This window comes from Zymomonas mobilis, assembly GCF_006715975.1.
Classification (GTDB): domain Bacteria; phylum Pseudomonadota; class Alphaproteobacteria; order Sphingomonadales; family Sphingomonadaceae; genus Zymomonas; species Zymomonas mobilis_B.
Genome location: NZ_VFOF01000001.1, coordinates 668212 through 690423, shown reverse-complemented (window position 1 = coordinate 690423; position 22212 = coordinate 668212). Strand labels below are relative to the sequence as shown.

Below are 22212 nucleotides of genomic sequence, written 5' to 3'. Positions count from 1 at the left end.
ATTCAACCAGATAAGGACTTATGGTTTTCAATCGCCCCCCGAAATCCGGCAAAGGCCGGCCCCCGTTATCCAGAAATCCGGCTCGCTCCAATACGACTTCAGAAAATAACAGACCTCATAAAACATTGCGTCCCAATTTTGATAAAAATGGGACTGATAAAAAAGCATCTCAGAATTTTGATTCACGCCCTGATAGAAATGGTTACAGGGACAAACCTGTTCATAAAAGAGCAGCAGGCTCTTCTGACAATACGTTCCGTCAAGACAGACCTTTTCGAAAAGATGTAGCGCGTCCCGATCGTCAAGAAGGCGACAACCGCTTTGCTCGTAACGATCGTAGACCATCGAACGATCGCAGACCGTCGAATGACCGCTCATCCAACGACCGTTTCGACCGTAATAATCAAAGACAAGACTTTTCAGGTCGGCCACGTTCTTTCGGCGATAAAGATGCTTCGAATGCTCGTTTCGCAGGCAATAAGAATAGTTTTCGTGACCGCGATAGAGATGCGGATAACAATTCCGGTTATCGAAAAAGAACGCCGGATCGTTTTTCAACAAATGAAAATCCGCGGGCTGCACGGGCTGAAAAACCATTCAGAGATCGGAATAGTGATCAACGCAGCAACGGTAACGGTGGCGAAAGCAGACCCTCTCGTTTTCCGCGTGATCAGCAGCGTAGCTCAGACCGTTTCGCACGGAATGATAGTTACGCACGGAATGATAGTTACGCACGGAATGACGGTTATAGAGGCAATCGTTCGGACGACCGCTTTTCTTCTGCCACGTCACGCGACCGGAATCCTTCCGGAGACAGGCGCTTTGAAGGCAGACGGTATAACCGCAATCTTGCCGTTAACCCGTCTTACTCGCCAGATGCTCGTCCTTTCAAAAGGAAGAGAGGCGTAACCGAACCCGCTTCGGCACGGACGCCTCGCGAAGATGGCGAACAACGGATTGCCAAGCTGCTATCCCGTGCGGGCATTGCCAGTCGGCGAATGATCGAAAGCATGATCGAAGAAGGCAGAATTGCCCTTAATGGTGTCACGGTCGAAAAACCAGCAACGCTGTTGACCTCACTTGATGGTGTTACAGTTGATGGGAAAGCGGTTGGCGCACCGTCTGCCACGCGCCTGTTTTTGTATCATAAAGCGACCGGACTTCTGACAACCGAACGCGATCCCGAAGGCCGGATGACTATTTACGATCGTCTGCCTGCTGATTTGCCACGGGTCATGCCCGTTGGTCGATTGGACATGAATACAGAAGGCTTATTGCTTTTAACCACCGACGGCGGCTTCAAACGGGCGCTGGAATTACCGGCTACCCATATTGAACGTTGCTATCGTGCGCGTGTTTTTGGTGATGTTTCCCAAGATCAATTAGAAGATTTGATTGAAGGTGTTACCATCGACGGTATTCATTATGGCTCGATTGACGCCAATCTGGAACGTCGGACAGGCCGCAATGGCTGGGTTGAAATGAAGCTTCATGAAGGGCGCAATCGTGAAGTGCGCCGTGTTTTGGGCTATCTTGGCTTACAGGTTTCCCGACTGATCCGTATCAGCTATGGCCCATTCCTTCTCGGTGACCTGCCTGTTGGTGCCGTTGAAGAGGTTGACCCGACGGCCTTGGATACTTTTAAAAGCAGCCTACCCAAAATGTCTTAAAGGATAAATTTTCATTATGAGAATTATTGCCGGAAAATGGCGGGGACGCAGTTTAAAAACGCCCAACAGCGATACTACCCGCCCAACAAGTGACCGTGCTCGTGAAGCCCTGTTTTCTATGCTTGAAAGCCGCATGGGTTCACTGGAATCTTTACGGGTCGCTGATATTTTTGCCGGCACCGGCGCGCTAGGTCTCGAAAGCCTATCGCGTGGTGCGGCATATAGTGTGTTTGTCGAACAAGATCCCGAAGCCTGCAAAATATTAAAGGCCAATATCGAAAAAATGGGTGCGCAAGCGGAAACCCGCCTGATGGCGCAACCGGTTTCTTCTCTTGCTCCCATATCACAGCCTTTCGATCTTTTGTTGTTCGACCCGCCCTATAACAGCGGCGGCGCGGGTGCCTTGCTGGAAAAACTTACCCGTCTTGGTTGGGCATCTCCATCGGCATGGGCAAGCATCGAAACAGCCAAGCAAGAACAACCCTCTGCCGGAGGATGGATTGTCGAAACCGAACGGACTTACGGCAAATCCCGTGTCACGCTGCTTCGCCGATCAATTGAAGTTGAAGCCTGATTGGTAACAACCCTTAACCGATCTCTTGCTGTGCAGCCTATCCACGCCTAACTTAATGAAGTGACTGACTCCTTGTATCCATCTTTTCCCGCCGACCCTGCACAGGAACCGGCCTATCTGAACCGTCTCAACCCTGAACAAAAAGAGGTTGTCCGAACAACAGAAGGGCCTCTTCTTGTTCTGGCCGGTGCAGGAACTGGTAAAACCGCTGCTTTGACGGCAAGACTTGCCTATCTGGTCGAAACGCTAAAAGCGTGGCCTTCACAGATATTGGCCGTCACCTTTACCAATAAAGCTGCCCGTGAAATGCAAATGCGGGTCGGGGAATTGATGGGAAGTCTGGCTGAAAACATGCCATGGCTTGGCACTTTCCATTCTATCGCGGCTAAAATGCTGCGCCGCCATGCGGAATTGATCGGCCTAAAATCCAATTTTATTATTCTTGATACTGATGACCAAAACCGGCTGTTAAAACAGCTTATTCAGGCGCAGGGTATCGATGAAAAACAATGGCCAGCCAAACAATTGGCCGGCATCATTGATCGCTGGAAAAACCGTGGTTTAACCCCTGATAAAATCGTAGGCAAAGAAGAAGATAGCTTTGCCGATGGTCAGGGGGCTGGTCTTTATCTCGCTTATCAGAAAAGATTACTCAGCCTGAATGCCTGCGATTTTGGCGATCTTCTTTTGCATATGCTGGTTATCCTGACAAAACACCCTGATGTTTTGGAAAGCTATCATGAACGCTTTCGTTATATCATGGTTGATGAATATCAGGACACCAATCAGGCGCAGTATTTGTGGCTCCGGCTTTTAGCCCAGAAAAAACGGAATATCTGCTGTGTCGGCGATGATGACCAATCAATCTATAGCTGGCGCGGTGCCGAGGTTGCCAATATTCTGCGTTTTGAGGAGGACTTCTCCGGCGCAAAGATTATCCGCTTGGAACATAACTATCGTTCGACGCCTCATATCCTCGCCGCGGCTTCTGGCCTGATTACCCATAACAACGCTCGTCTCGGTAAAACCTTGTGGACAGAACGCGATCAAGGCGAAAAAGTTAAAGTCGTCGGGGTCTGGGATGGCGCAGAGGAAGCAAGGCAGCTCGTCTCGGATGTCCAAAATTTACGGCGCATGCGTGTTCCTTTAAACAATATGGCTATTCTTATTCGCGCCCAATTCCAAAGCCGTGAATTTGAAGATATCTTTATTGCCAAAAGCCTACCCTACCGGATTATCGGTGGCTTCCGTTTTTACGAACGGGCAGAAATACGGGATGCGCTTGCCTATCTTCGGGTAATCACTCAACCGACTGATGATCTCGCCTTTGAACGCATCGTCAATGTACCAAAGCGTGGCATTGGTAAAAAGGCGATGGAAAAGCTTTATCAGACGGCTTATTTCAATCAGATTCCTTTGACGGTTGCCGCTGAAAAGCTAATTTCAGAAAAAACACTGGGCAGCAAAATAACCCAGTCCCTTGGTCAACTGATGGACTCGTTTGCGGACTGGCGGAAAAGTCTACAATTTATTGGCCATGCTGATGTTACCCGAAAAATGCTGGATGAATCCGGCTATAAAGCGATGCTGCGGGCGGTTAATGATGTGCAATCTGCCGGTCGGTTAGAAAACCTGACAGAATTAGCGCGTGCAATGGAAGAATATGATGATCTCAGCAGCTTCCTAGAACATGTCAGTCTGGTTATGGATCATGAAAATGACCCCATAGATGACAAAATAACCTTGATGACGATGCATGCCGCCAAAGGTTTGGAATTCGATTACGTTTTCTTACCCGGTTGGGAAGAAGGCGTTTTCCCTTCGCAACGATCCTTAGACGAAGGCGGCTTAAAAAGTCTGGAAGAAGAAAGACGGCTGGCCTATGTCGGCATCACCCGTGCTAAAAAATTCTGCACGATTTCCCATGCCGCCAATCGCAGAATCTATGGGCAGTGGATGGCCTCTACCCCTTCCCGTTTTATCGATGAATTGCCAGAAGATCATACAGATCAGAAATCACTTCTAAGAAAAAAAACTTCTGGCTGGCGTGATATATGGGCAGAGGGTCGCTCCAAAAATCCGCCCAGATATGATACAGCAAAAGAAGCCATAACGCCGCCTTGGCAATTAGCCAGCAATCGCGGTGCAGGATGGCAACGGGCGCAAAGGGCACAGCCATCCTCGACCTCGACACCGATCAAACCGTTTAAAAAGAATAGCGCCCCTCAATACAAAGTCGGCGACACGGTTAAACACAATAAATTCGGGCAAGGTATCGTCAACGAAGTGGACGGTGACAAAGTAACCGTCGAATTTCAAGACAAGGACGTCGGTGTCAAAAAACTGCTTGCCCAGTTTGTTTCTTCGTAATTTATAGATAGCCACGCCAAAAACGAGGCATACGCTATCTATAAATGGCGTCGATAATTTCAATTATCCTACGATTGAAAAACCTATCTGATACGCGATAGGTCAAATACCTTTTTTTGAAAATAGAGCATATCTGAACGACTTTTTTATACTGCAAATTGATCTAACAAGCCGACTTTCGACAATTTGGACATCGATTGAAGATAGGTTGCAACTTCAACCGGATAAAAAACGTCTTTGACGATCGACAAACTGCGAAGCTGCGAAAAAAGATGAAAATCATCGGTGGATAGCTCGCCATTAACCGCATTCGATTTTTCAATCAGCGGGGCTAACTCTTCCAACAGCTTATTTATTTCTTCCAGTAACGCTGCACTTTCACCTAATCGATGGCTGAATAAACCGGTCGCAGCTTCTTTTTTACAGACAAAATAAGCTCGTGCGGCAGTTGTCTCAAAATCTTTGAAAGGTGCACATGCCATTCTGGGAATAATCAATGATGAGAATAACGGCGCTACTCGTTCCAGCCATTTTGCAATCTTGGATGAAGTTCTTCCGGTGATTATCGGAGCAGCCTGCTGGTCAATATAGGCCACAATATCCATACTTTCGGCGATAAAGTGACCATCGACTTCTAAAATCGGCAACATTTTTTTGCCAATCATCCGTATTGGACCAGATTCATTGTCGTTCAAAAGGATGATTTTTTCGAAATCAATATTCTTCAAGCCAAAAATCATGCGGGCTTTGACGCAAAAGGGGCAATGTTCATAAATATATAGCTTAAAAGCCATGAAAACGGCCTCTCTTTAATGAGAATTAGGGCATCCCAATCATAATTGGGACGAACTAGAAATAAATGACCGTTATATCGGTTTGGCTTGTTACAGCTTGGAATATTCAGGGCAACCCTCGCGGTACATTTTTAGATGCTGCGCGAGAGCCCGCCAAATTCCCAAAAGAGACAAAAAATGCCTAGCTTGGGTTATCCAAAGTAAACAGATCAGATTCCTCGTCATAGGCAAAATATTCAGCATAGCGCGCCATGCTAGTTACCGCCTTGATCGTGTCATTTGCCGCCTCTTCAGACATATGATCTTGCAACTCATCACGGAAACGTTGAGCAGAAGCTTTATGGCCAGGCCTTTCGTCCAAGATACAGCGGATATGCGCAGCCAAAGGCACATAGGTTGAAAGCTGTTGCGAAAATAACCGCTTCCGGTCATCCAATTCGCTTTCAACAAAACGCTGTCCCAAAGCGGTTAAGCGGATATCGCCCTCTTCCATTTCAACAAAACGCAATAACTGCAAAGTTTCGCCGACAGGAAACAGATCATCAACACCCAGTCGCAAACTAGCCGCCAAAGGCGGTAAATCTGCCTTCCCATTATAAGGCTCTGCCGCCACTGTTTCGATCAAACCTGCCAATTCATTGATCGAAACCTTAGGCAAAACAATGGCAATACCATTACCCAAAAATGGCTGGGAATGAATAGTGTTGGTGCTACCGGCTTTGGCCGTCATCAAAGAATAAATCTCTTCCAGAATTTCTCTGAAAGCGGGATCAAGCCGATTTCTCGGCTGTGGCAAATCGACATGGATTTCACCGATAATATGCCCAGGATTGGAACCAAAGATCAAAATATGGTCACACATCAACACCGCATCTTCGATATTATGCGTCACCATCAAAATAGCCTCGATAGGCATCCTGCCTTCTGACCACAGATCTAACAGATCATTCCGCAAGGTTTCCGACGTCAACACATCCAAGGCTGAAAACGGCTCATCCATCAATAATAGCTTAGGATGAACCACAAGAGCGCGCGCCAGACCAACCCGCTGCCGCATACCGCCAGAAAGCTCTTTCGGATAAGCGCTTTCATACCCATCAAGACCGATAAGATCGATGGCTGACAAGGCCTTTTGCCGTCTTTCAGCAGGCTTAATACCACGGGCTTCTAAACCGATTTCGACATTTTCAAGAACGGTAAGCCATGGAAAAAGGGCAAAACTCTGAAACACCACAGCCACTTCAGAAGAGGTGCCCGAAATCAGTTTACCTTCAAAGGTAATCGTCCCCTGACTAGGCTGAAGAAGACCTGCAATCGCCCGTAACAAAGTGGACTTACCAGAACCCGATCGCCCCAAAAGACCGACGATTTCGCCCCGTTGCAGCTCCATATTTACTTTATCAAGCACAACAATCTGACCAGAGGCCCCATTATCATAGGTCTGGCAAACGTCTTGCACCGAAACAAGCGGCGGATTTTTAACGATAACAGAATTATCCATAACCAAGCTCCCAATCAGAAGATGAGATTAGTTGAAACGGATACGACGCTCGGCAAAGACATAGAGTGGTCGCCAAAGAATCCGGTTAAAAAAGGTAACAAAAAAGGCCATCACAACAATGCCCAAGACAACGCGCCGGACATCACCTGCGGTTGTAGCATTGGCGATATAAGCCCCCAAACCATAAGCTTCGAGCTGAGTATTCCCCCAACTGGCAACCTCGGCCACAATACTGGCATTCCAAGAACCGCCCGTCGCGGTCAACGCGCCTGTGATATAATAAGGGAAAATGCCCGGTAACATCACACGACGCCACCATGTCCATGACCGGATTTGATAAATCGCAACAGCTTCTTTCAAATCAGTCGGAAAAGAGGCCGCACCTGCAATGACGTTGAATAAAATATACCATTGGGTGCCAAGGATTATCAGAGGCGACAACCAGATATTCGGATTGGCACCTGTGACAACAATGGCGATCACCACAAAGGGAAACAGCACATTTGCTGGGAATGCTGCTAAGAATTGCGCAATCGGCTGTATGCGCTGCGCTAACGCTGGACGAAGGCCGATCCAAATACCCACCGGCACCCAGATAAGACTAGCCAATACAATCAGCACGACAACACGCAACAAGGTCATCAAACCACTGGTAAAAGCTATCCAGACATCGCCCCAAGAAAGTGCTTGCTGTAAATAATCAAAGGTAACCCAGCATCCCCAGCCGATACCGCCCAGAACACACAGAAACCACGCATAATCCGCAATTTTATTATGGTGATTGGAATCCGCAGCGTTGACCTGATGTTCGGCACTGGAAAAACGCACCATCATCAATTGCTGCCCTATCCAGACAAAAGGCACCGATAGCCGCTTCATCAAGCGCGTATGGCGAATAATATCATACACCCATGACTGAACTTGTTCTTTGCTCGCCGATTGTTCCAGCTTGAATTTATCTGCCCATGCCAAGATAGGGCGAAACAGCAATTGGTTATAAAGGACGATGATAATAACCATCGCCAAGACAGCCGCTCCGATAGCAGAGAAGTTTTTCTGATCTATCGCCAAGGCAAGGTAAGACCCAATACCGGGCAAACGGATATCGGTATTCCCCACAGTAATGGCTTCGGATGCTACCACAAAAAACCAGCCACCCGACATCGACATCATTGTGTTCCAGATCAAACCAGGTGCCGCAAAAGGCGCTTCTAATCGCCAAAAGCGCTGCCAAGCTGAAAGCTTAAAACTGCGGCATGCTTCATCAAGATCAGTCGGAATGCTGGTTAGTGACTGATAGAAAGAAAACGCCATATTCCAGACTTGGCTGGTAAAAATAGCAAATATGGACGCAAATTCAGCGCCAATTTGTTGTCCGGGGAACAGACCAAGAAAGAAAGTCACCGTAAAAGTCAGAAATCCCAGAACCGGCACAGATTGTAAAATATCCATAGCCGGAACGATAATCTGCCCTGCCCTGCTATTTTTGGCAGCAAACGTCGCGACAACAAAGGTGAAAATCAGCGAAACCAAAATACCGGCAAACATCCGCAAGGTCGTTCGCAACGCATATTCGGGTAAGTGACTAATTTTCAAAGAAATGGTTTGGGTTTTTAAAATCGCTAAAGAACCGCTCATATCCGCGGTGCCATGTACAACAAGGGCGATCGCCCCACCCAACAGAACAAAAGCTATCAAATCATAAATATTCGGCAATATCCGAATACGGGCAAAGGCCGCTACGGCGCGTTGCCCTGTGCTATTATGAGGAAGAAAGACCATAATAGACCTCATCCACAATAAGGAAAAATAAATATATCCCTATATAACACAGAGATAATAATAAATTTCACTTGATGGAATAAATAGCAATTATTTCTGCCTTATTATTTCGATAGATTTCAAAATACAAAACAAAAATTTATTACAATCGCTTTACTATATTATTACAGTGAGCGCTTTATCGGATGGGGTCAAGGAAGGGATAGTAATAGAAAAATTGTGGTATCGAATACCGCAAGAAAAGGCCGTTATTGATCATTTTTATCTCTCCCGAATTGCATTGGGGAGCTAAGACAGCCTTTATTAAGCCTTCTTAGACAAGAAACAGCAGACAAAACACCCATCAGATTATGGGGGTTTTCCGGTGCTGAATAAATTCAAAGCTATTTCGTAATAAATTGAAACAGTTTGAAACATATCTGCATCTGCGCTGTCATCTTACCTTTGTCAAGGTAAGACTGTTTCAAGAAACCTATAATCAAATACTCTTATTTTCAGAAAAATCGGCAAGAATGGATGCCAAAGAACGCACTCATTGGATAAGTGCTGCGTTGATAAATAGCGCTCTGCTTCCTTGCAAAAGAGAGAGACAAGCGGCTAATAATTTTAAAATCAATAAGGGGAATGGTCTTTCCATGCCGGCAATATGTAACCGGATAATGCCAGATCGGCAGTTTTTTTAAGGAAAGAACCGAATAGATTTTTTGACGTTTCTGGTACGGGTGGTCGGACTCGAACCGACACTCTATCGCTAGAAACGGATTTTGAGTCCGTCGCGTCTACCAATTCCGCCACACCCGCAGAAAAGCGCTTCTTTGAAGCACTTAGCTGTATAAGCAGCCAAGGCCATGGCGGATGCCACAAGCTGCGCCTTTCGTCCAGTCTATTTTTTACTTTTTTCGCATTTTTTATCAAAAAAAGCCAATTTTTTTAAAATTTCGGGCGTTTCACTAGCCGAAGAGTCGGCCAATCACCCAAAATCACCCGATCAGCCAAGCGCATGCCCAGGCGTTGATAGGCACGGCAGACAGCTTGTTCCTGTTCTGCGACCAATCCAGCAAGAATCAGTGAACCGCCATATTGTAACGCTGGCACGAAAGAATGTGATAATTCGATCAGGGGGCCTGCCAAAATATTGGCAATCAATAAATCATAAGGCGCACGCCGCTGTAAACGATGGTCATCCATACCGGCGGCAACTACCATATCCACCTGACGGCAACCTGATCCCAAAGGCACATGATTTACTTCGGCATTTTCCTTGGCGACTTCCACTGCAACCGGATCAATATCGGAAGCAATCACGCGTGAGGAACGCCATAAATAACGGGCAGCAAAAGCTAACAATCCGGTGCCGGTGCCAATATCGGCAACATTATTGAAATGATGACCATGGGCTTTTAAGCGATCAAGCATCTGAAGACAGCCAGTTGTGGTTTCGTGATGTCCGGTACCGAATGCCCGACCGGCATCAATAACGAACATCTTTTTGCCTTCTTCAGACGGAACTGCATTGGTCGGGGTGCAGACCAAAAAACGTCCGGCACGAACCGGTTCCAATCCCGATTGGGATAACACGACCCAATCTTCTTCTTCGATATGTTCTATAATTTCATTTTCAGCCGCCGCTGTGGGTGCCAAAGCCCGTATGGCGCCAACCTCACCAGAATTCGGCTCATGATCAAAATAGACATCCAGACGCCATTCTTCTGGTAACTCAGGGTCAGGCTCCGTCACCATAATAACAGGCGGCTCATCCATCAGGCTAAAACTGCCGATTTCACCATCAGCCACAGCCTGCGCCTCATCCTTGCTGCAAGGTAAAGTAAGTTTCCAGCTACCGTTACAAGGGGCGTTAAAAGGGAACCCTGTTATCATATCTCCATTCCCTTGTTTTCTGTTACCCATGGCGCCCAATCCATCCTTTTTCTATTTTGTTGTGTTTTAAAAATTTAAACAGTTCATCCTTTGCGTGATATCATCTATCAGCTAAAAGACATTTTTTGATATTTCCCCAGTTTAATCGGAGTATTTCTTGTGGCTCGGTCGACGGCTTCTTCTTCCCCTTCCCGCAAGACAGCATCGCCCGACTTTCAAAGAACGGCGGCTTTGTTGCATCGCTTAACAGCACTGGCAATCGCTTTTATCGGTTTTCCGCTTTTTACCCTATGGTTATTAGCAGTAGCAAGCAGTCCTGAAAATTATGCGCTTTTCTGGCATTACGCCATTCACTGCTCCGACAAAAATAGCTTTGCCTTTTCTGTTAATATAATCAGCCGTATTATAGGGGTCATTCTGACATGGTGTTTTTTCTACCATGTCATGTCTGTAATAAGGCTTAATACCCTTAAACGACTGCAAAGCCCGTCCCTTTACAAAAATTATTTTTTTTATTCCGCCACTAATATGGCGGCCTTTATTCTGACTTTTCTTGTCTGGGGCATTATTTTTCTTGGGGCGTAATTATGACTTCTTATAATGACAGCCCGTTATCCGGAACCCACCGCTATCGGGATATCAACAAAGCCGATTTTTATAAAAAGCTCACCGCTGCCGCCAATGTCTTATTATATATCTGGCTGACGGTTTCTTTTCTTGAATTGCCGGTCTACGATTTTAACGTCATCAGACGGTGGATATCCCAGACGATCGTCGCCCTGCCGATGATTTTTCTGGCCTTTTCAACTTATGGCTATGCCCGCTTTTTCATCGACAAACTATTTTCGAATGATCACTTTCCAAAAACAGGTATTTATCTACAAATACTTACCTATTTTTATATGATTATTTTTGGTAGTCTTGCTATATTCTCGGTTCTTAAAATAGCTTTCCATTCAGCTGTAAGCTAATTATCAATCGTCTATTCCTAATTCTTTATTACGAAAAAATATTAACAAGGGGTCTGTGAACAGACCGCAGACCCATATGGGTCAGGAGAAAAGAACAGATGTCGATTCTTGCCAATGCGACAACCAAAGTCATTACGCAAGGCATCACTGGCCAGCAAGGCAGCCATCATACAGCCCAATCTCTGGCCTATGGGACAAAGATGGTCGGTGGTGTTACCCCGGGTAAAGGCGGGCAAACGCATCTAGATCTGCCGATTTTCAATTCGGTAGCCGAAGCAAAACAAAAAACCGGCGCAGACGCTTCTATGATTTTTGTGCCACCTGCTTTTGCAGGTGATGCCATTTTGGAAGCCATTGATGCTGAAATTCCACTGATCGTCACCGTGACGGAAGGTATTCCGATCTTGGATATGGTGCGGGTCAAACGCGCCTTAAGCGGATCGAAATCCCGTCTTGTGGGCCCTAACAGTCCGGGATTATTGACCCCTAATTCTGCCCGCATTGGTATTATGCCGGGGGGTATTTTCAAAAAAGGCTCGGTTGGTATTGTTAGCCGTTCAGGCACACTGACTTATGAAGCTGTTTTCCAGACTAGCCAGCTTGGACTAGGCCAGTCAACCGCGGTCGGTATCGGTGGTGATCCGGTTAATGGCACCAATTTTATCGATATTCTGGACATGTTTTTGGATGACGATGAAACGGAATCCATCATCATGATCGGCGAAATTGGTGGATCTGACGAAGAAGATGCCGCCGAATTTTTGAAAGAACAGGCTAAAAAAGGTCGGAAAAAACCTATTGCCGGATTTATCGCTGGTGTTTCAGCGCCTCCGGGGCGGCATATGGGACATGCTGGCGCTATTGTTTCCGGTCATTCTGGCAGTGCCGCTGCCAAGATAGAAGCCATGGAAGCCGCAGGCATTGCGATGACCCCTGACCCGTCCAAAATCGGCCATACCCTTTTCAATTTATTGAAAAAATAATACAGGTCAGCCCTTTTTACAAAGAGCATAATTAAAACTATATGGCTGATTTTTAATCAATAATTGTTATTTTTTATTTATCAGCCATAGGTTATTTGAAAAAAAATTAAATCAAAATCTATTCAATATTACAATTGGCGCCCTACCCAGATACTTCTATTTTCGCCCGTTCCAAATAAATGAGCCTGTTATCAGACGGCATCAATTCCTGAACGAGGGACGAAATGGGCAGCATCAAAAGCCAAGACGCCGAAACCGCTTTACCTCACTCCAAAAGAGAAGGCTCTATCTGGACAGAACGAGGCAGCAAAAACTACCTTGTGACCAGCTTTGCTATGTTTTTGGTCGGCTTCATTACCTTTTCGCTTTTATACTGCGTTCAACCCATTCTTCCCGAACTGACTCATTATTTTCATGTGAGCGTTACCGAAAGCTCTTTTGCAATTTCGCTAACCACGGGTTTTCTAGCAATATCCATTTTTTGCTCCGGTGCCACGGCAGAAAGCCTTGGACGAAAAGGCATTATGTTCTTTTCGATGGCATCGGCTTCCTTCATGAATATCTTTGCTGCTTTTTTGCCCTCATGGGATGTTTTTCTGATAGCCCGCGCCTTTGAAGGTTTTGTCCTTGGCGGGGTTCCCGCTGTGGCAATGGCTTATTTATCAGAAGAAATACATCCCAAAAATCTGGGCTATGCCATGGGGATTTATGTCGGCGGTACAGCCTTTGGTGGTATGTTTGGCCGTGTCGCCGTTGGAATCTTAACCGAGTTTACCACTTGGCAAATCGCACTCGGTATTTTGGGCAGTGTTGACCTTTTGGCCGCTATCGTCTTCGGGCTTTGCTTGCCGGATTCTAAAAACTTTATCAAAAATGCTCGCTTTGACATTAAATACCACGCGAATGCATGGTCTCAACATATTACTCGTTCTGGTATGTTTCTACTTTTCGCTATCGGTGGCCTTGCAGTGGGCAGCTTTATCACGATTTTCAATTATATTGATTTCCGTTTGGCTATTCCGCCCTTCTCACTGTCATCATCACAAATCAGCTTTATTTTTCTCTCTTATATTTCCGGTATGGTTGCGTCACCTACCGCGGGTTCATGGTCGGATAAAGTCGGTCGGGGTCCCGTTATGATTGCAGGCCTCGCTATCATGGTTTCAGGTATGTGGTTGACCTTGAATAATCATCTCCCCTTCATGGTTATCGGCGTTTTTATCTTTACGACCGGATTTTTTACGATCCATTCCATCGCCAGCGGCTGGGTCGGACAGTTAGCATTGCAAAATAAAGGGCATGCCACATCCCTTTATCTTCTCTGCTACTATATGGGTTCCAGCATTTTTGGATCTCTTGGCGGCATATTCTGGACATCAGGTGGCTGGCCAAGACTTATCGCCTATACGTCTTGCCTCTTGGCTATTGCGGCTATTCTCGCAACAATCTTAATCCGACGAAATATCACTACTGCGAAACAGCCCTAAAACAGCATTTTTTGATAAAGGGTAACCATCAAAAAAATGGGGACATAGTATCGCCCCCCCATAAATACCGTATTCTAAATACCCTATCAAAACGCATTTTGATGCTCTGTATATATAACCGATTAATAGACCTTGCGGCCTTTTTGGGTGCGCAAGGTAGGTTCGGCGGCGGCGGGATCTTCCGGCCAAGGGTGACGGGGGTATCGGCCACGCATTTCTTTTGCGACCATGCTCCAGCTACCCGTCCAAAAATCGGGTAAATTCTTTGTTGTCTGGATAGGTCGTCCGGCAGGCGACACCAGCCTTAAAACCAAAGGCACCTGCCCATTTAATAACATTGGATGTTTTTTTATGCCGAATAAAGCTTGTGGGCGGACTTCAACGGCGGGAACATCTGCATCTTTATAGTCGATTACATGGCTACTACCTGCAGGGGTTGTCAGCCGAGCAGGCGCCCATGAATCGAGTTGCTGCTTACCGTGCCATCCCAATATGTTTTCCAAAGCTTGCGACAAATCACCAGACTTTATTCGATCCAGCCGGCGGCATCCGATTAAAAGAGGATAAAGCCACTCTTCCGCTTTTTCCAAAAGAGCATCATCGCTTAGATCATATTCAAAGTTGGCGTTTTTGTCCGATTGATGTGCCATGACAAATGCCCATCTTTCCCGTAAGGAAAGCGCCGTTTCAGACCATGGCAAAATATCAAGCCCATATTGTCGGATAGCATCCATCAAAACTGAAGCGATAGTTTCTTCGTCGGGGGAATCATCTTGTCCTCGACTTAAAATAATTGCCCCTAAACGCTGAACCCGTTCCGTCTCGACACCTTTTATTTCAAAATTAAAGCGGACATTTTGTTCAACAACAATCTGTTCGGCAAAAAGAGCATTAATCTGATCTTTTTCCAAAGCGGCCGTCGACATAATACGAGCCGATTGCGCAGCTCCCTGTGCTTCAGCCACGGCAAGCCATTCGTTTTTTGCCAAAGGCGACAAAGGATCTAACCAGAATCCCCGTCCGCCGACAGAAATCCATTGCTCTCCCTTGCTATCACGCCTTTTGGCCACCCGATCGGGAAAGGCTAAGGCAACACAAGCACCCACATCTCCCTCACCCATATAATTTTGGGATATGCCAGCATTATTCAGGCCAACCAGTTTTCTCCACCGATTGGCAAGCTGGCGGGCTTTTTGTGAACGTGGCGAATTATCACGATAAAAGCGATTCAAGCGGCTTTCGATATCAAGATCGAGGCCGCCGACGCCCCGTTCTGAAAGCAAGACAGCAACATCAACGGCAAAAGCACCCAATCCTTTTTCTTTCGCCTTCAATATCATATGCCCCAAGGGCAACGGCATAGGCAGCGCAGCTAGATCATGACCATGCGGCAAAGGACGCTTATCGGAAGAAATCGCCTGTAAATTTTGTAATCGGTTATGCGCTTCTTCGACGGCTTTTTCGGGCGGTGTATCAATCCAACGCAATTGCTTTGGATGGGCTACCCCCCATAAGGCACAATCGAGCGTTAAAGCCGACAAGTCTGCTTGCGTAATTTCGGGCGGATCATAAGGCGACAACCCAGTTTGTGCGGCTTCTTCCCATAGCCGCCACACATAGCCCACATCTTGCCGACCGGCACGACCAGCGCGTTGTTCTGCCGATGCGCGACTAACTCTTTCCGTCACTAAACGCGTTAAACCCGATTGATGATCGTAACGCGCGCGCCTTGTCAAACCGGAATCCACCACGATACGGATACCGTCTAATGTCAGGCTAGTTTCGGCAATGGCACTGGCCAAAACAACTTTCCGGCATCCTTTCGGTGCAGGACGTATGGCGCCATTCTGTTCGCGGTGATCAACTGTGCTATGTAAACGGAAAAGAGAAATATCAGACGGCAAATTGCTTAACAGCGCAGCGGTGCGCTCTATTTCGGCGATACCCGGTAAAAAGGCAAGAATACCGCCTTCATTTTCCTGTAAGGCGCGTTTGATAACAGCCGCCATATTTTGTTCGATGGATAAATCCGAACGGCGGCCTTCATAATAATAATGTAAAGGATAGCTGCGGCCTTGGCTTTCTAAAACAGGTGCAGCACCAGCCTCCTCTTCAGCCATCAAATTAGAAAATCGTGCGCCGTCCATAGTCGCGGACATCGCGATCAATTTTAAATCTGGTCGTAGAACAGATTGAACGTCTAGAGCCAGCGCCAGCGAAAAATCACCATCGAGGCTCCGTTCATGAACTTCATCGAATAAAACAGCTGAAATGCCTGTTAATTCGGGGTCTTGCTGGATCTGGTGACGGAATATCCCTTGGGTCACGACTAAAATACGGGTTTTATCAGACCGACGGGATTCCATTCTGGTCGCATAACCGACCTGTTGCCCGACAGGCTCTCCTATAATCTGCGCTATTCTTTCTGCCGCCGCTTTAGCGGCTAAACGGCGCGGCGACAGCAGGATAACCTGCCCCTGACACCAAGCTTCCTGCAATAAAACAGGGGCAATACCCGTGGTTTTTCCTGAACCAGGGGGCGCGATAATAACGACATTGCTTCGTTTGCGTAGTGTTTCAGCCAAAGGCTCGAAAATACGGGAGACCGGCAATTCTGTAAGAAAGGCATTATTCTTCATCATATTGAAGGCTTTACGACTATCAGAATATTCCTTCTTTTTTAATATGCGCGGGCAATCGTAAATTCGACCGCCTCGATCAACGCGTCTTTTACCGTACCACCGGGGAAATCTTTCAAAGCATTTATAGCTTTTTCACCATATAAACGCGCCCGTTCCAGAGTATCGGCCAAGGCATCGGTATTGACTAAAAGCATTTTGGCAATGTCGAGATCGCTGTCAGCAACACGGCGACCTTCAATGGCTTCACGCCAAAAATCACGGTCATCCTTTTCACCACGCTGATAGGCAAGAATGACGGGTAAGGTTACTTTCCCATCGCGAAAATCATCGCCAACGCCCTTCCCCATGGTCTGGCTGTCAGACATATAGTCAATGGCATCATCGGTTAATTGAAAAGCTATCCCCAGATATTGCCCATAATCGGCAAGATTTTGTTCTCGACCTTCGGAACATCCGGCCATAACGGCGGCAATACGGCAGGATGCCGCAAATAAAACCGCTGTTTTTGCTCCAATAATCGACAGATAACGCGCTTCATCCGTTTCTATCTGATATTGAGAAACAAGCTGGTCAACCTCACCTTGAGTAATGATGGCAGCGGCATTCGATAAAATTTCAAGCGCCCGTAAAGAACCTGACTCCACCATCATTTCAAAGGCACGACTTAATAAAAAATCACCAACCAGAACAGTCGGGCCATTGCCCCAGATATTATTGGCAGTGCGTTTCCCACGGCGGAGATCGCTATGATCGACCACATCATCATGCAGCAAAGTCGCGGTGTGAATAAATTCGATCGCCGCCGCCAATTTATAATGAATATCGCGCGGCTCACCGACGAGATGGGAACAGGCCAGCATCAACATAGGCCGCATCCGCTTGCCACCGCTGGAAATCAGATGGCCTGCCAATTCGGGAATTAAAGGAACTTCACTTTGCATCCGGTCAAGAATAACCGCATTCACAGCTTGCATATCGGACGCCACCAGACGCATTAACGGCTTCAATGATGCCGGTGCATGTTGCTCGGGGGCGGGTTGAATAGCGGTCATGCTGAAAAAGCTGCACTGTGAAGCATGAAGAAATACAAGCGTTGACACTTGCTCAACTTGTTTGCAACCGTCAAAAAGATACCTCCATCGCTTCGATAACTAAGGATTTTCATTTATGCCCAATGATCGGTTGCAGCGCTATCGCAAAAGTATTGATAATATTGATACGGCTCTCGTCTGCCTGTTGGCAGAGAGATTCAAGATTACTTCAGATGTCAGTTATTACAAGGCCGAAAAACAACTTCCTCCTGCAGATCTTGCCCGTGAAGCCGAACAAGCCAAGCGACTGCGTCAGTTAGCCGAATCAACGGGACTAAATCCTGATTTTGCAGAGCGCTTTTTACGAATGGTGATCGAAGAAGCAACCCGGCATCACCGTCTCATCAAAGATGAGATGGAAAAAAGCTGGTCTAACTAACTTTATAAAAAAAGCGATGGAAGAAAAGGCCTTGGTTTACAAGGCCTTTTCTTTTTAAAATGAGAAAATATTACAATAAGAAAAGAATAAAAATTTAATCCAAAAGAGTGCAGTCTTTTTTGTCGTTTTTTCTAAACGCGCCCCTTCAATTAGGAAAGCGACGCCATAACTTTTTCAAATGCAGCCTTAAAGACATTCATTTCAGCAAAGGTTCCAATAGAAACACGAACCCAATCAGGATAACGTGGCCGTGTGCCAGAAATAAAGACTTTGTATTTTTTCAAAGCATCCGTCACCTGCTGTCCCGGCACGCCAACATGCACCATGAAGAAAGATGCTTCAGATGGCGTATATTTATAGCCGCGCTTCGATAACCAAGCAAAAATATCATCACGAACGGCTTTGTTGTATGCTTTCCGCTCCGATAATAATTTAGGATCAAGAAGGCTGGCCTCGGCGGCTGCAAAAGCAGGCATCGGTGGATTATTGGTATCAAAAAAAGCCAGCTTTGCCAGCAAATCGGGACGGGCAGCAGCAAAACCCAAACGCATCCCTGCCAAACCATAAATTTTCGAGAAAGTCCGCAGGACAACAACGTCTTTGCCTTGCGCCACCAGCGACATGGCCGAAGGCATCTCACTATAATGAATATAGGCTTCATCCACCAACACCACGGAACCAGCAGGCTTATGCGCCAATAACCATTCGATGTCGCGCATGGGGGTTACGACACCGGTCGGGTTATTCGGATTGCAAATATAATAGAGGCCGGCATTGGGGGCGGCAGCGAGCAAATCGGCCATACTGACTTGATGCTTATCATTGACCGGCACAGGTTTCAGAGGGGCAAACATCTCTCCATTCGGCGCTTTGAAAAAAATATCGAAAGTAGGAAACGGATAAGCAATTGCGCGATCTTTAGAAGAAAAAGCCATAGCAGCGGCATGGAGAGGAACGGTCGATCCAGCGAAAAAATGCAGATAATCTGCGGGAACATGCTCTTGTTGGCTAACGATTTCAGCAATGCTTTCGCCAAATCCTATGCCGTAACGGCCACTCAACGGGATAGTTTTTGCCAATACCTCGCGAGCTTTCGTGCAGGGCCCCAAAGGATTTTCATTGTAATTAATATAAACGCCGTCGGTTATGCTGTTGAGAAGGGTCTCGGGTGTTTCAAAAGAACTGCTGGAGGAAGAAGGGGCAGCGGCCAAAAGAGAGGCGTTATTCAAAAAGGGGCTGCAACAACACCTCCTACGGCAAGTTGCATGAAATGGCGACGAAATAAATTAGTATCACTCATTGTTATCCCCCTTCGCAAAAATAAAAATTTATTCTCACGAAAGGAAGATGTAAATACTAAAATTACATAAAAAAATATTTTTAAACATTAATATTCCAAATAGGACATATATTAGAGATACACCCCATCTGAAACTGATTTCATTTACAATAAAAGGATATGATTTTTATGCAAAATCAAGGATTAAAGCGAAATATTACGTCCCTGCTCACCGGCGATTTCAATAATATATTGCCATGCCATCCGGCCTGACAAACCACTTCTGGAACGAACCCAAGACAAAGCATGATCTTCATCCAGCTTTAATCCGAAACGAGCAGCATAGCCCCGTATCATTTCAAGATAGTTTTTCTGGTCGCATACATGGAAACCCAAATTGAGACCAAAACGGTCAGCCAAAGCTAACTGGTCATCAAGACTGTCGCGGGTAAAGGATTCCGCGGTATCCTGAACTTGGCGTGCAATAATATGGCGGCGATTGGCCGTCACATAGAGACGAGCATTTGCAGGCCGTGCTTCTGCGCCACCTTCTAATAAAGATCGCAAAATACGCGGTGCGGAACTGCCTTCTTCAAAACCAAGGTCATCAACGAACAACACATAGCTCCGTGGTTGATCCGCGATATAGCCGAATAATTCTGGCAAAGTATCAACCCGCTCTCCAGCAACCTCAATCAAAGCCAAAGCCGCGCCTTCTTGTTGCAACTCACCGACAACTGATTTGCATAATGCCGATTTACCGCTGCCTCTTGCTCCCCATAGCAAGACATCATGTGCGGCCAAATTATTGGCTAATCTCGCGGTATTATCCAGCAATGCCTTTTTTTGCGCATCCACGCCTGTCAAACAAGCAAGCGGAAAAGGTTTAAAAGAGCGGGCGGCAACCAAGTTCTGACCACGCCAGATATAAGCTGGTGCTGTTAAAGGATCAGCCCAAACAGCAGGCGGCGGAGCCAGCCGTTCCAAGGCATCAGCAATACGTTTTATATTCTCATCAGCAGCAGAAAACATTTTTATTATTCTCAATTTCATCAAATTAAAGTAATATTATTTCAATGTATAACTTGAAGCAGGCTTATTAAACCATTCAAGCAGAACAACAAGAAAAAACATTATAGCCGATTTCACCTCAATCTTAGAGATATGATTGACCTTGTTTCACCTTGCAATCTGCTAAAGATTTTATCGGCCAGGAGGTGCCAACCGGATTAGCATACCCCCCTTATTGTCATCATATATAAGCCACAAAGCGCCATCTGCTCCCTGCTGAACATCGCGTACAGGATGCCCCATTGGCCAACGATCAACCTCACGAACCTTTTCGCCTTTTATCTCCATACGAACCAGCATCTGGCTAGCCAAACCACCAATGAAAGCATTGCCTTTCCATTCGGGGAAAAGGTTACCTGTATAAAAAAGCAACGACGATGGAACGAGGCTGGTGCTCCAACTCCATTTTGGCTTTACGAATTCAGGATGGGGATTGGCCGTAGCCGAAGCAGAAGACGTTTCCGCCGCCGCTGTCACGATAGGCCATCCATAATTAGCGCCTTTTCGGATAAGGTTTAATTTATCCCCTCCATTCTGACCAATCTCATTTTCCCAGAATGATCCGTCAGGTGCAAAGGATAACCCCAAAGGATTACGGTGACCGGAAGACCATATCTGCGATTTCAAAAAGCTGCTGCCATTAAACGGATTATCCGCTGGAATACGGCCAACATCACTAATTCGAACGATTTTTCCAAGATTGATGCTCATATCCTGAGCAGAAGCAGGCTGGGATCTGTCACCGCTTGAGATGAACAGGCTTTTATCCGGTGCAAAAGTTATTCTGGCACCAAAATTGGCATTGCCTTCAGTTTTGGGTTCCTGTCGCCAGATAATAGATAAACCGGCAAGACGGCCGCCACCCTTGTTATCACACACTAATTCAGCACGACCAACGACGGCACCCATTGCTGATTTATCTTCGCCTAAAGAATCTTCAGCAATTTCCTTGCCGTTACGCAGCGCCTCTTTTTCTTTCAGCAGCTTTTCAGATTCTGTCCAACTTAAATACACAAGATGGTTTTTCTCAAAATCAGGATGCAAGGCAACGTCCAGCAAGCCTCCCTGCCCGCTACTCACAACATCTGGCATATTGCGGATAGTCCCGATTTTATTATCGGGATGCCATAATTTCAGCTGACCCGTTTTTTCTGCCACCAACAAATCGCCATTCGCCAAAAAGGTCATGGCCATAGGATGATTGAATTGCGCTATTTCGTGGATAATAAAAGGCCGTCGATCGACCGGCGTTAATTGGCCTTGCAAAACGCTGGAAGAATCCCCGCTTTCATCATGACCGGCAGCAAATTTTTCATCGACAACTTTGTGATATTTCTTAATCACATTACAGCCACTCAATAGAAAAGCAGACAGACAAAGCTGCCCCAACATAAAAGCAGCCTTACCGGATGGCCGTTTTTTTAAAATACGACCTGACAAAAAGTCTTTCGAACGACAAAGCATGGCTATTCTTTCTTCAAATTATGCTGAAAGATAAGATTTACAGGCGGCATAGCAGAAATTCAGAATAGAAAGAGCGAAAATAATCCCCGATTAACGAAAGAACCATTGACGACCTAAAAACAGATAACTTTGACAAAATATAAAACTGAATAGAGTGACCATAAAAGCGGGAAGATTCTTTATTCTCCCCTTGTAGAAATAACGCTTAATCTGTATATAATTCCTGTTTCCTCGACATCGACGGTCTTTGTTGGGGCTGGTATCTGACGATGCTGG

General features: G+C 46.2%; 17 protein-coding genes and 1 tRNA gene. 8 read left to right on the top strand and 10 right to left on the bottom strand.

The window, feature by feature from the left end; genetic code table 11:
* The first annotated feature begins 20 nt into the window (after positions 1–20).
* From FBY58_RS03010 to FBY58_RS03000, 3 genes are read left to right on the top strand one after another with little or no spacing between them, the layout of a single operon-like run.
* On the top strand, positions 21–1670 hold the full coding sequence (locus tag FBY58_RS03010) for a pseudouridine synthase (protein ID WP_141919422.1): 1650 nt from the start codon (positions 21–23) through the stop codon (positions 1668–1670).
* Between the two features lie 16 nt (positions 1671–1686).
* Entirely contained in the window at positions 1687–2244 is a 558-nt protein-coding gene (gene rsmD / locus FBY58_RS03005; RefSeq protein ID WP_141919421.1) for a 16S rRNA (guanine(966)-N(2))-methyltransferase RsmD, read from the top strand.
* A gap of 60 nt (positions 2245–2304) precedes the next feature.
* Positions 2305–4614 carry an ATP-dependent helicase gene (locus FBY58_RS03000; RefSeq protein ID WP_141919420.1) on the top strand — a complete coding sequence of 770 codons (2310 nt, stop codon included), beginning with the start codon at positions 2305–2307 and terminating at the stop codon, positions 4612–4614.
* Between the two features lie 146 nt (positions 4615–4760).
* Here FBY58_RS03000 and FBY58_RS02995 read toward each other — a convergent pair whose 3' ends face one another.
* From FBY58_RS02995 to FBY58_RS02975, 5 genes are all read right to left on the bottom strand, one after another.
* Positions 4761–5408, bottom strand: a complete 648-nt coding sequence (locus FBY58_RS02995) for a GrxB family glutaredoxin (protein ID WP_141919419.1) — start codon at positions 5406–5408, stop codon at positions 4761–4763.
* A gap of 181 nt (positions 5409–5589) precedes the next feature.
* On the bottom strand, positions 5590–6909 hold the full coding sequence (locus FBY58_RS02990) for an AAA-associated domain-containing protein (RefSeq protein WP_141919418.1): 1320 nt from the start codon (positions 6907–6909) through the stop codon (positions 5590–5592).
* 27 nt (positions 6910–6936) lie between these two features.
* Positions 6937–8691 (bottom strand): ABC transporter permease subunit, encoded by a 1755-nt coding sequence (locus FBY58_RS02985; RefSeq protein ID WP_141919417.1) that lies wholly within the window; start codon positions 8689–8691, stop codon positions 6937–6939.
* Positions 8692–9405: 714 nt separating this feature from the next.
* Positions 9406–9492: transfer RNA gene (locus FBY58_RS02980), tRNA-Leu, on the bottom strand.
* A gap of 129 nt (positions 9493–9621) precedes the next feature.
* A complete protein-coding gene (locus FBY58_RS02975) occupies positions 9622–10599 on the bottom strand; it encodes a 50S ribosomal protein L11 methyltransferase (protein WP_141919416.1) in 978 nt (325 codons plus the stop codon).
* 129 nt (positions 10600–10728) lie between these two features.
* Here FBY58_RS02975 and FBY58_RS02970 point away from each other — a divergent pair, with 129 nt between their 5' ends.
* From FBY58_RS02970 to FBY58_RS02955, 4 genes are all read left to right on the top strand, one after another.
* Positions 10729–11154, top strand: coding sequence for a succinate dehydrogenase (locus tag FBY58_RS02970; protein ID WP_141919415.1), 426 nt, complete (start codon positions 10729–10731; stop codon positions 11152–11154).
* Positions 11155–11156: 2 nt separating this feature from the next.
* Positions 11157–11540, top strand: coding sequence for a hypothetical protein (locus tag FBY58_RS02965; protein WP_260432070.1), 384 nt, complete (start codon positions 11157–11159; stop codon positions 11538–11540).
* Between the two features lie 98 nt (positions 11541–11638).
* Positions 11639–12523: a succinate--CoA ligase subunit alpha gene (sucD, locus tag FBY58_RS02960; RefSeq protein ID WP_141919413.1), complete on the top strand. Its 885-nt coding sequence runs from the start codon at positions 11639–11641 to the stop codon at positions 12521–12523.
* 224 nt (positions 12524–12747) lie between these two features.
* On the top strand, positions 12748–14010 hold the full coding sequence (locus tag FBY58_RS02955) for an MFS transporter (RefSeq protein WP_141919412.1): 1263 nt from the start codon (positions 12748–12750) through the stop codon (positions 14008–14010).
* A gap of 122 nt (positions 14011–14132) precedes the next feature.
* On the opposite strand, the gene hrpB is transcribed toward FBY58_RS02955, so the two are convergent.
* Both hrpB and FBY58_RS02945 read right to left on the bottom strand, forming a co-directional pair.
* Complete coding sequence (gene hrpB / locus FBY58_RS02950) at positions 14133–16652, bottom strand: ATP-dependent helicase HrpB (RefSeq protein WP_141919411.1); 2520 nt, start codon at positions 16650–16652, stop codon at positions 14133–14135.
* Between the two features lie 38 nt (positions 16653–16690).
* A complete protein-coding gene (locus FBY58_RS02945) occupies positions 16691–17704 on the bottom strand; it encodes a polyprenyl synthetase family protein (RefSeq protein WP_141919410.1) in 1014 nt (337 codons plus the stop codon).
* Between the two features lie 115 nt (positions 17705–17819).
* On the opposite strand from FBY58_RS02945, the gene FBY58_RS02940 reads away from it, so the two are divergent.
* A complete protein-coding gene (locus tag FBY58_RS02940) occupies positions 17820–18122 on the top strand; it encodes a chorismate mutase (RefSeq protein ID WP_141919409.1) in 303 nt (100 codons plus the stop codon).
* Between the two features lie 149 nt (positions 18123–18271).
* On the opposite strand, the gene FBY58_RS02935 is transcribed toward FBY58_RS02940, so the two are convergent.
* From FBY58_RS02935 to FBY58_RS02925, 3 genes are all read right to left on the bottom strand, one after another.
* Positions 18272–19351 (bottom strand): pyridoxal phosphate-dependent aminotransferase, encoded by a 1080-nt coding sequence (locus tag FBY58_RS02935; protein WP_260432068.1) that lies wholly within the window; start codon positions 19349–19351, stop codon positions 18272–18274.
* Positions 19352–19605: 254 nt separating this feature from the next.
* Positions 19606–20433, bottom strand: coding sequence for an ATP-binding protein (locus FBY58_RS02930; RefSeq protein WP_141919408.1), 828 nt, complete (start codon positions 20431–20433; stop codon positions 19606–19608).
* Positions 20434–20604: 171 nt separating this feature from the next.
* A complete protein-coding gene (locus FBY58_RS02925) occupies positions 20605–21864 on the bottom strand; it encodes a PQQ-dependent sugar dehydrogenase (RefSeq protein ID WP_141920599.1) in 1260 nt (419 codons plus the stop codon).
* Positions 21865–22212 lie beyond the last annotated feature (348 nt).

Bases quoted from the DNA above. Each gene is read 5' to 3' on its own strand.
- FBY58_RS03010 (WP_141919422.1), top strand. From the start codon at position 21: ATGGTTTTCAATCGCCCCCCGAAATCCGGCAAAGGCCGGCCCCCGTTA.
- rsmD (WP_141919421.1), top strand. From the start codon at position 1,687: ATGAGAATTATTGCCGGAAAATGGCGGGGACGCAGTTTAAAAACGCCC.
- FBY58_RS02995 (WP_141919419.1), bottom strand. From the start codon at position 5,408: ATGGCTTTTAAGCTATATATTTATGAACATTGCCCCTTTTGCGTCAAA.
- FBY58_RS02990 (WP_141919418.1), bottom strand. From the start codon at position 6,909: ATGGATAATTCTGTTATCGTTAAAAATCCGCCGCTTGTTTCGGTGCAA.
- FBY58_RS02985 (WP_141919417.1), bottom strand. From the start codon at position 8,691: ATGGTCTTTCTTCCTCATAATAGCACAGGGCAACGCGCCGTAGCGGCC.
- FBY58_RS02975 (WP_141919416.1), bottom strand. From the start codon at position 10,599: ATGGGTAACAGAAAACAAGGGAATGGAGATATGATAACAGGGTTCCCT.
- FBY58_RS02965 (WP_260432070.1), top strand. From the start codon at position 11,157: ATGACTTCTTATAATGACAGCCCGTTATCCGGAACCCACCGCTATCGG.
- sucD (WP_141919413.1), top strand. From the start codon at position 11,639: ATGTCGATTCTTGCCAATGCGACAACCAAAGTCATTACGCAAGGCATC.
- FBY58_RS02955 (WP_141919412.1), top strand. From the start codon at position 12,748: ATGGGCAGCATCAAAAGCCAAGACGCCGAAACCGCTTTACCTCACTCC.
- hrpB (WP_141919411.1), bottom strand. From the start codon at position 16,652: ATGATGAAGAATAATGCCTTTCTTACAGAATTGCCGGTCTCCCGTATT.
- FBY58_RS02945 (WP_141919410.1), bottom strand. From the start codon at position 17,704: ATGACCGCTATTCAACCCGCCCCCGAGCAACATGCACCGGCATCATTG.
- FBY58_RS02940 (WP_141919409.1), top strand. From the start codon at position 17,820: ATGCCCAATGATCGGTTGCAGCGCTATCGCAAAAGTATTGATAATATT.
- FBY58_RS02930 (WP_141919408.1), bottom strand. From the start codon at position 20,433: ATGTTTTCTGCTGCTGATGAGAATATAAAACGTATTGCTGATGCCTTG.
- FBY58_RS02925 (WP_141920599.1), bottom strand. From the start codon at position 21,864: ATGTTGGGGCAGCTTTGTCTGTCTGCTTTTCTATTGAGTGGCTGTAAT.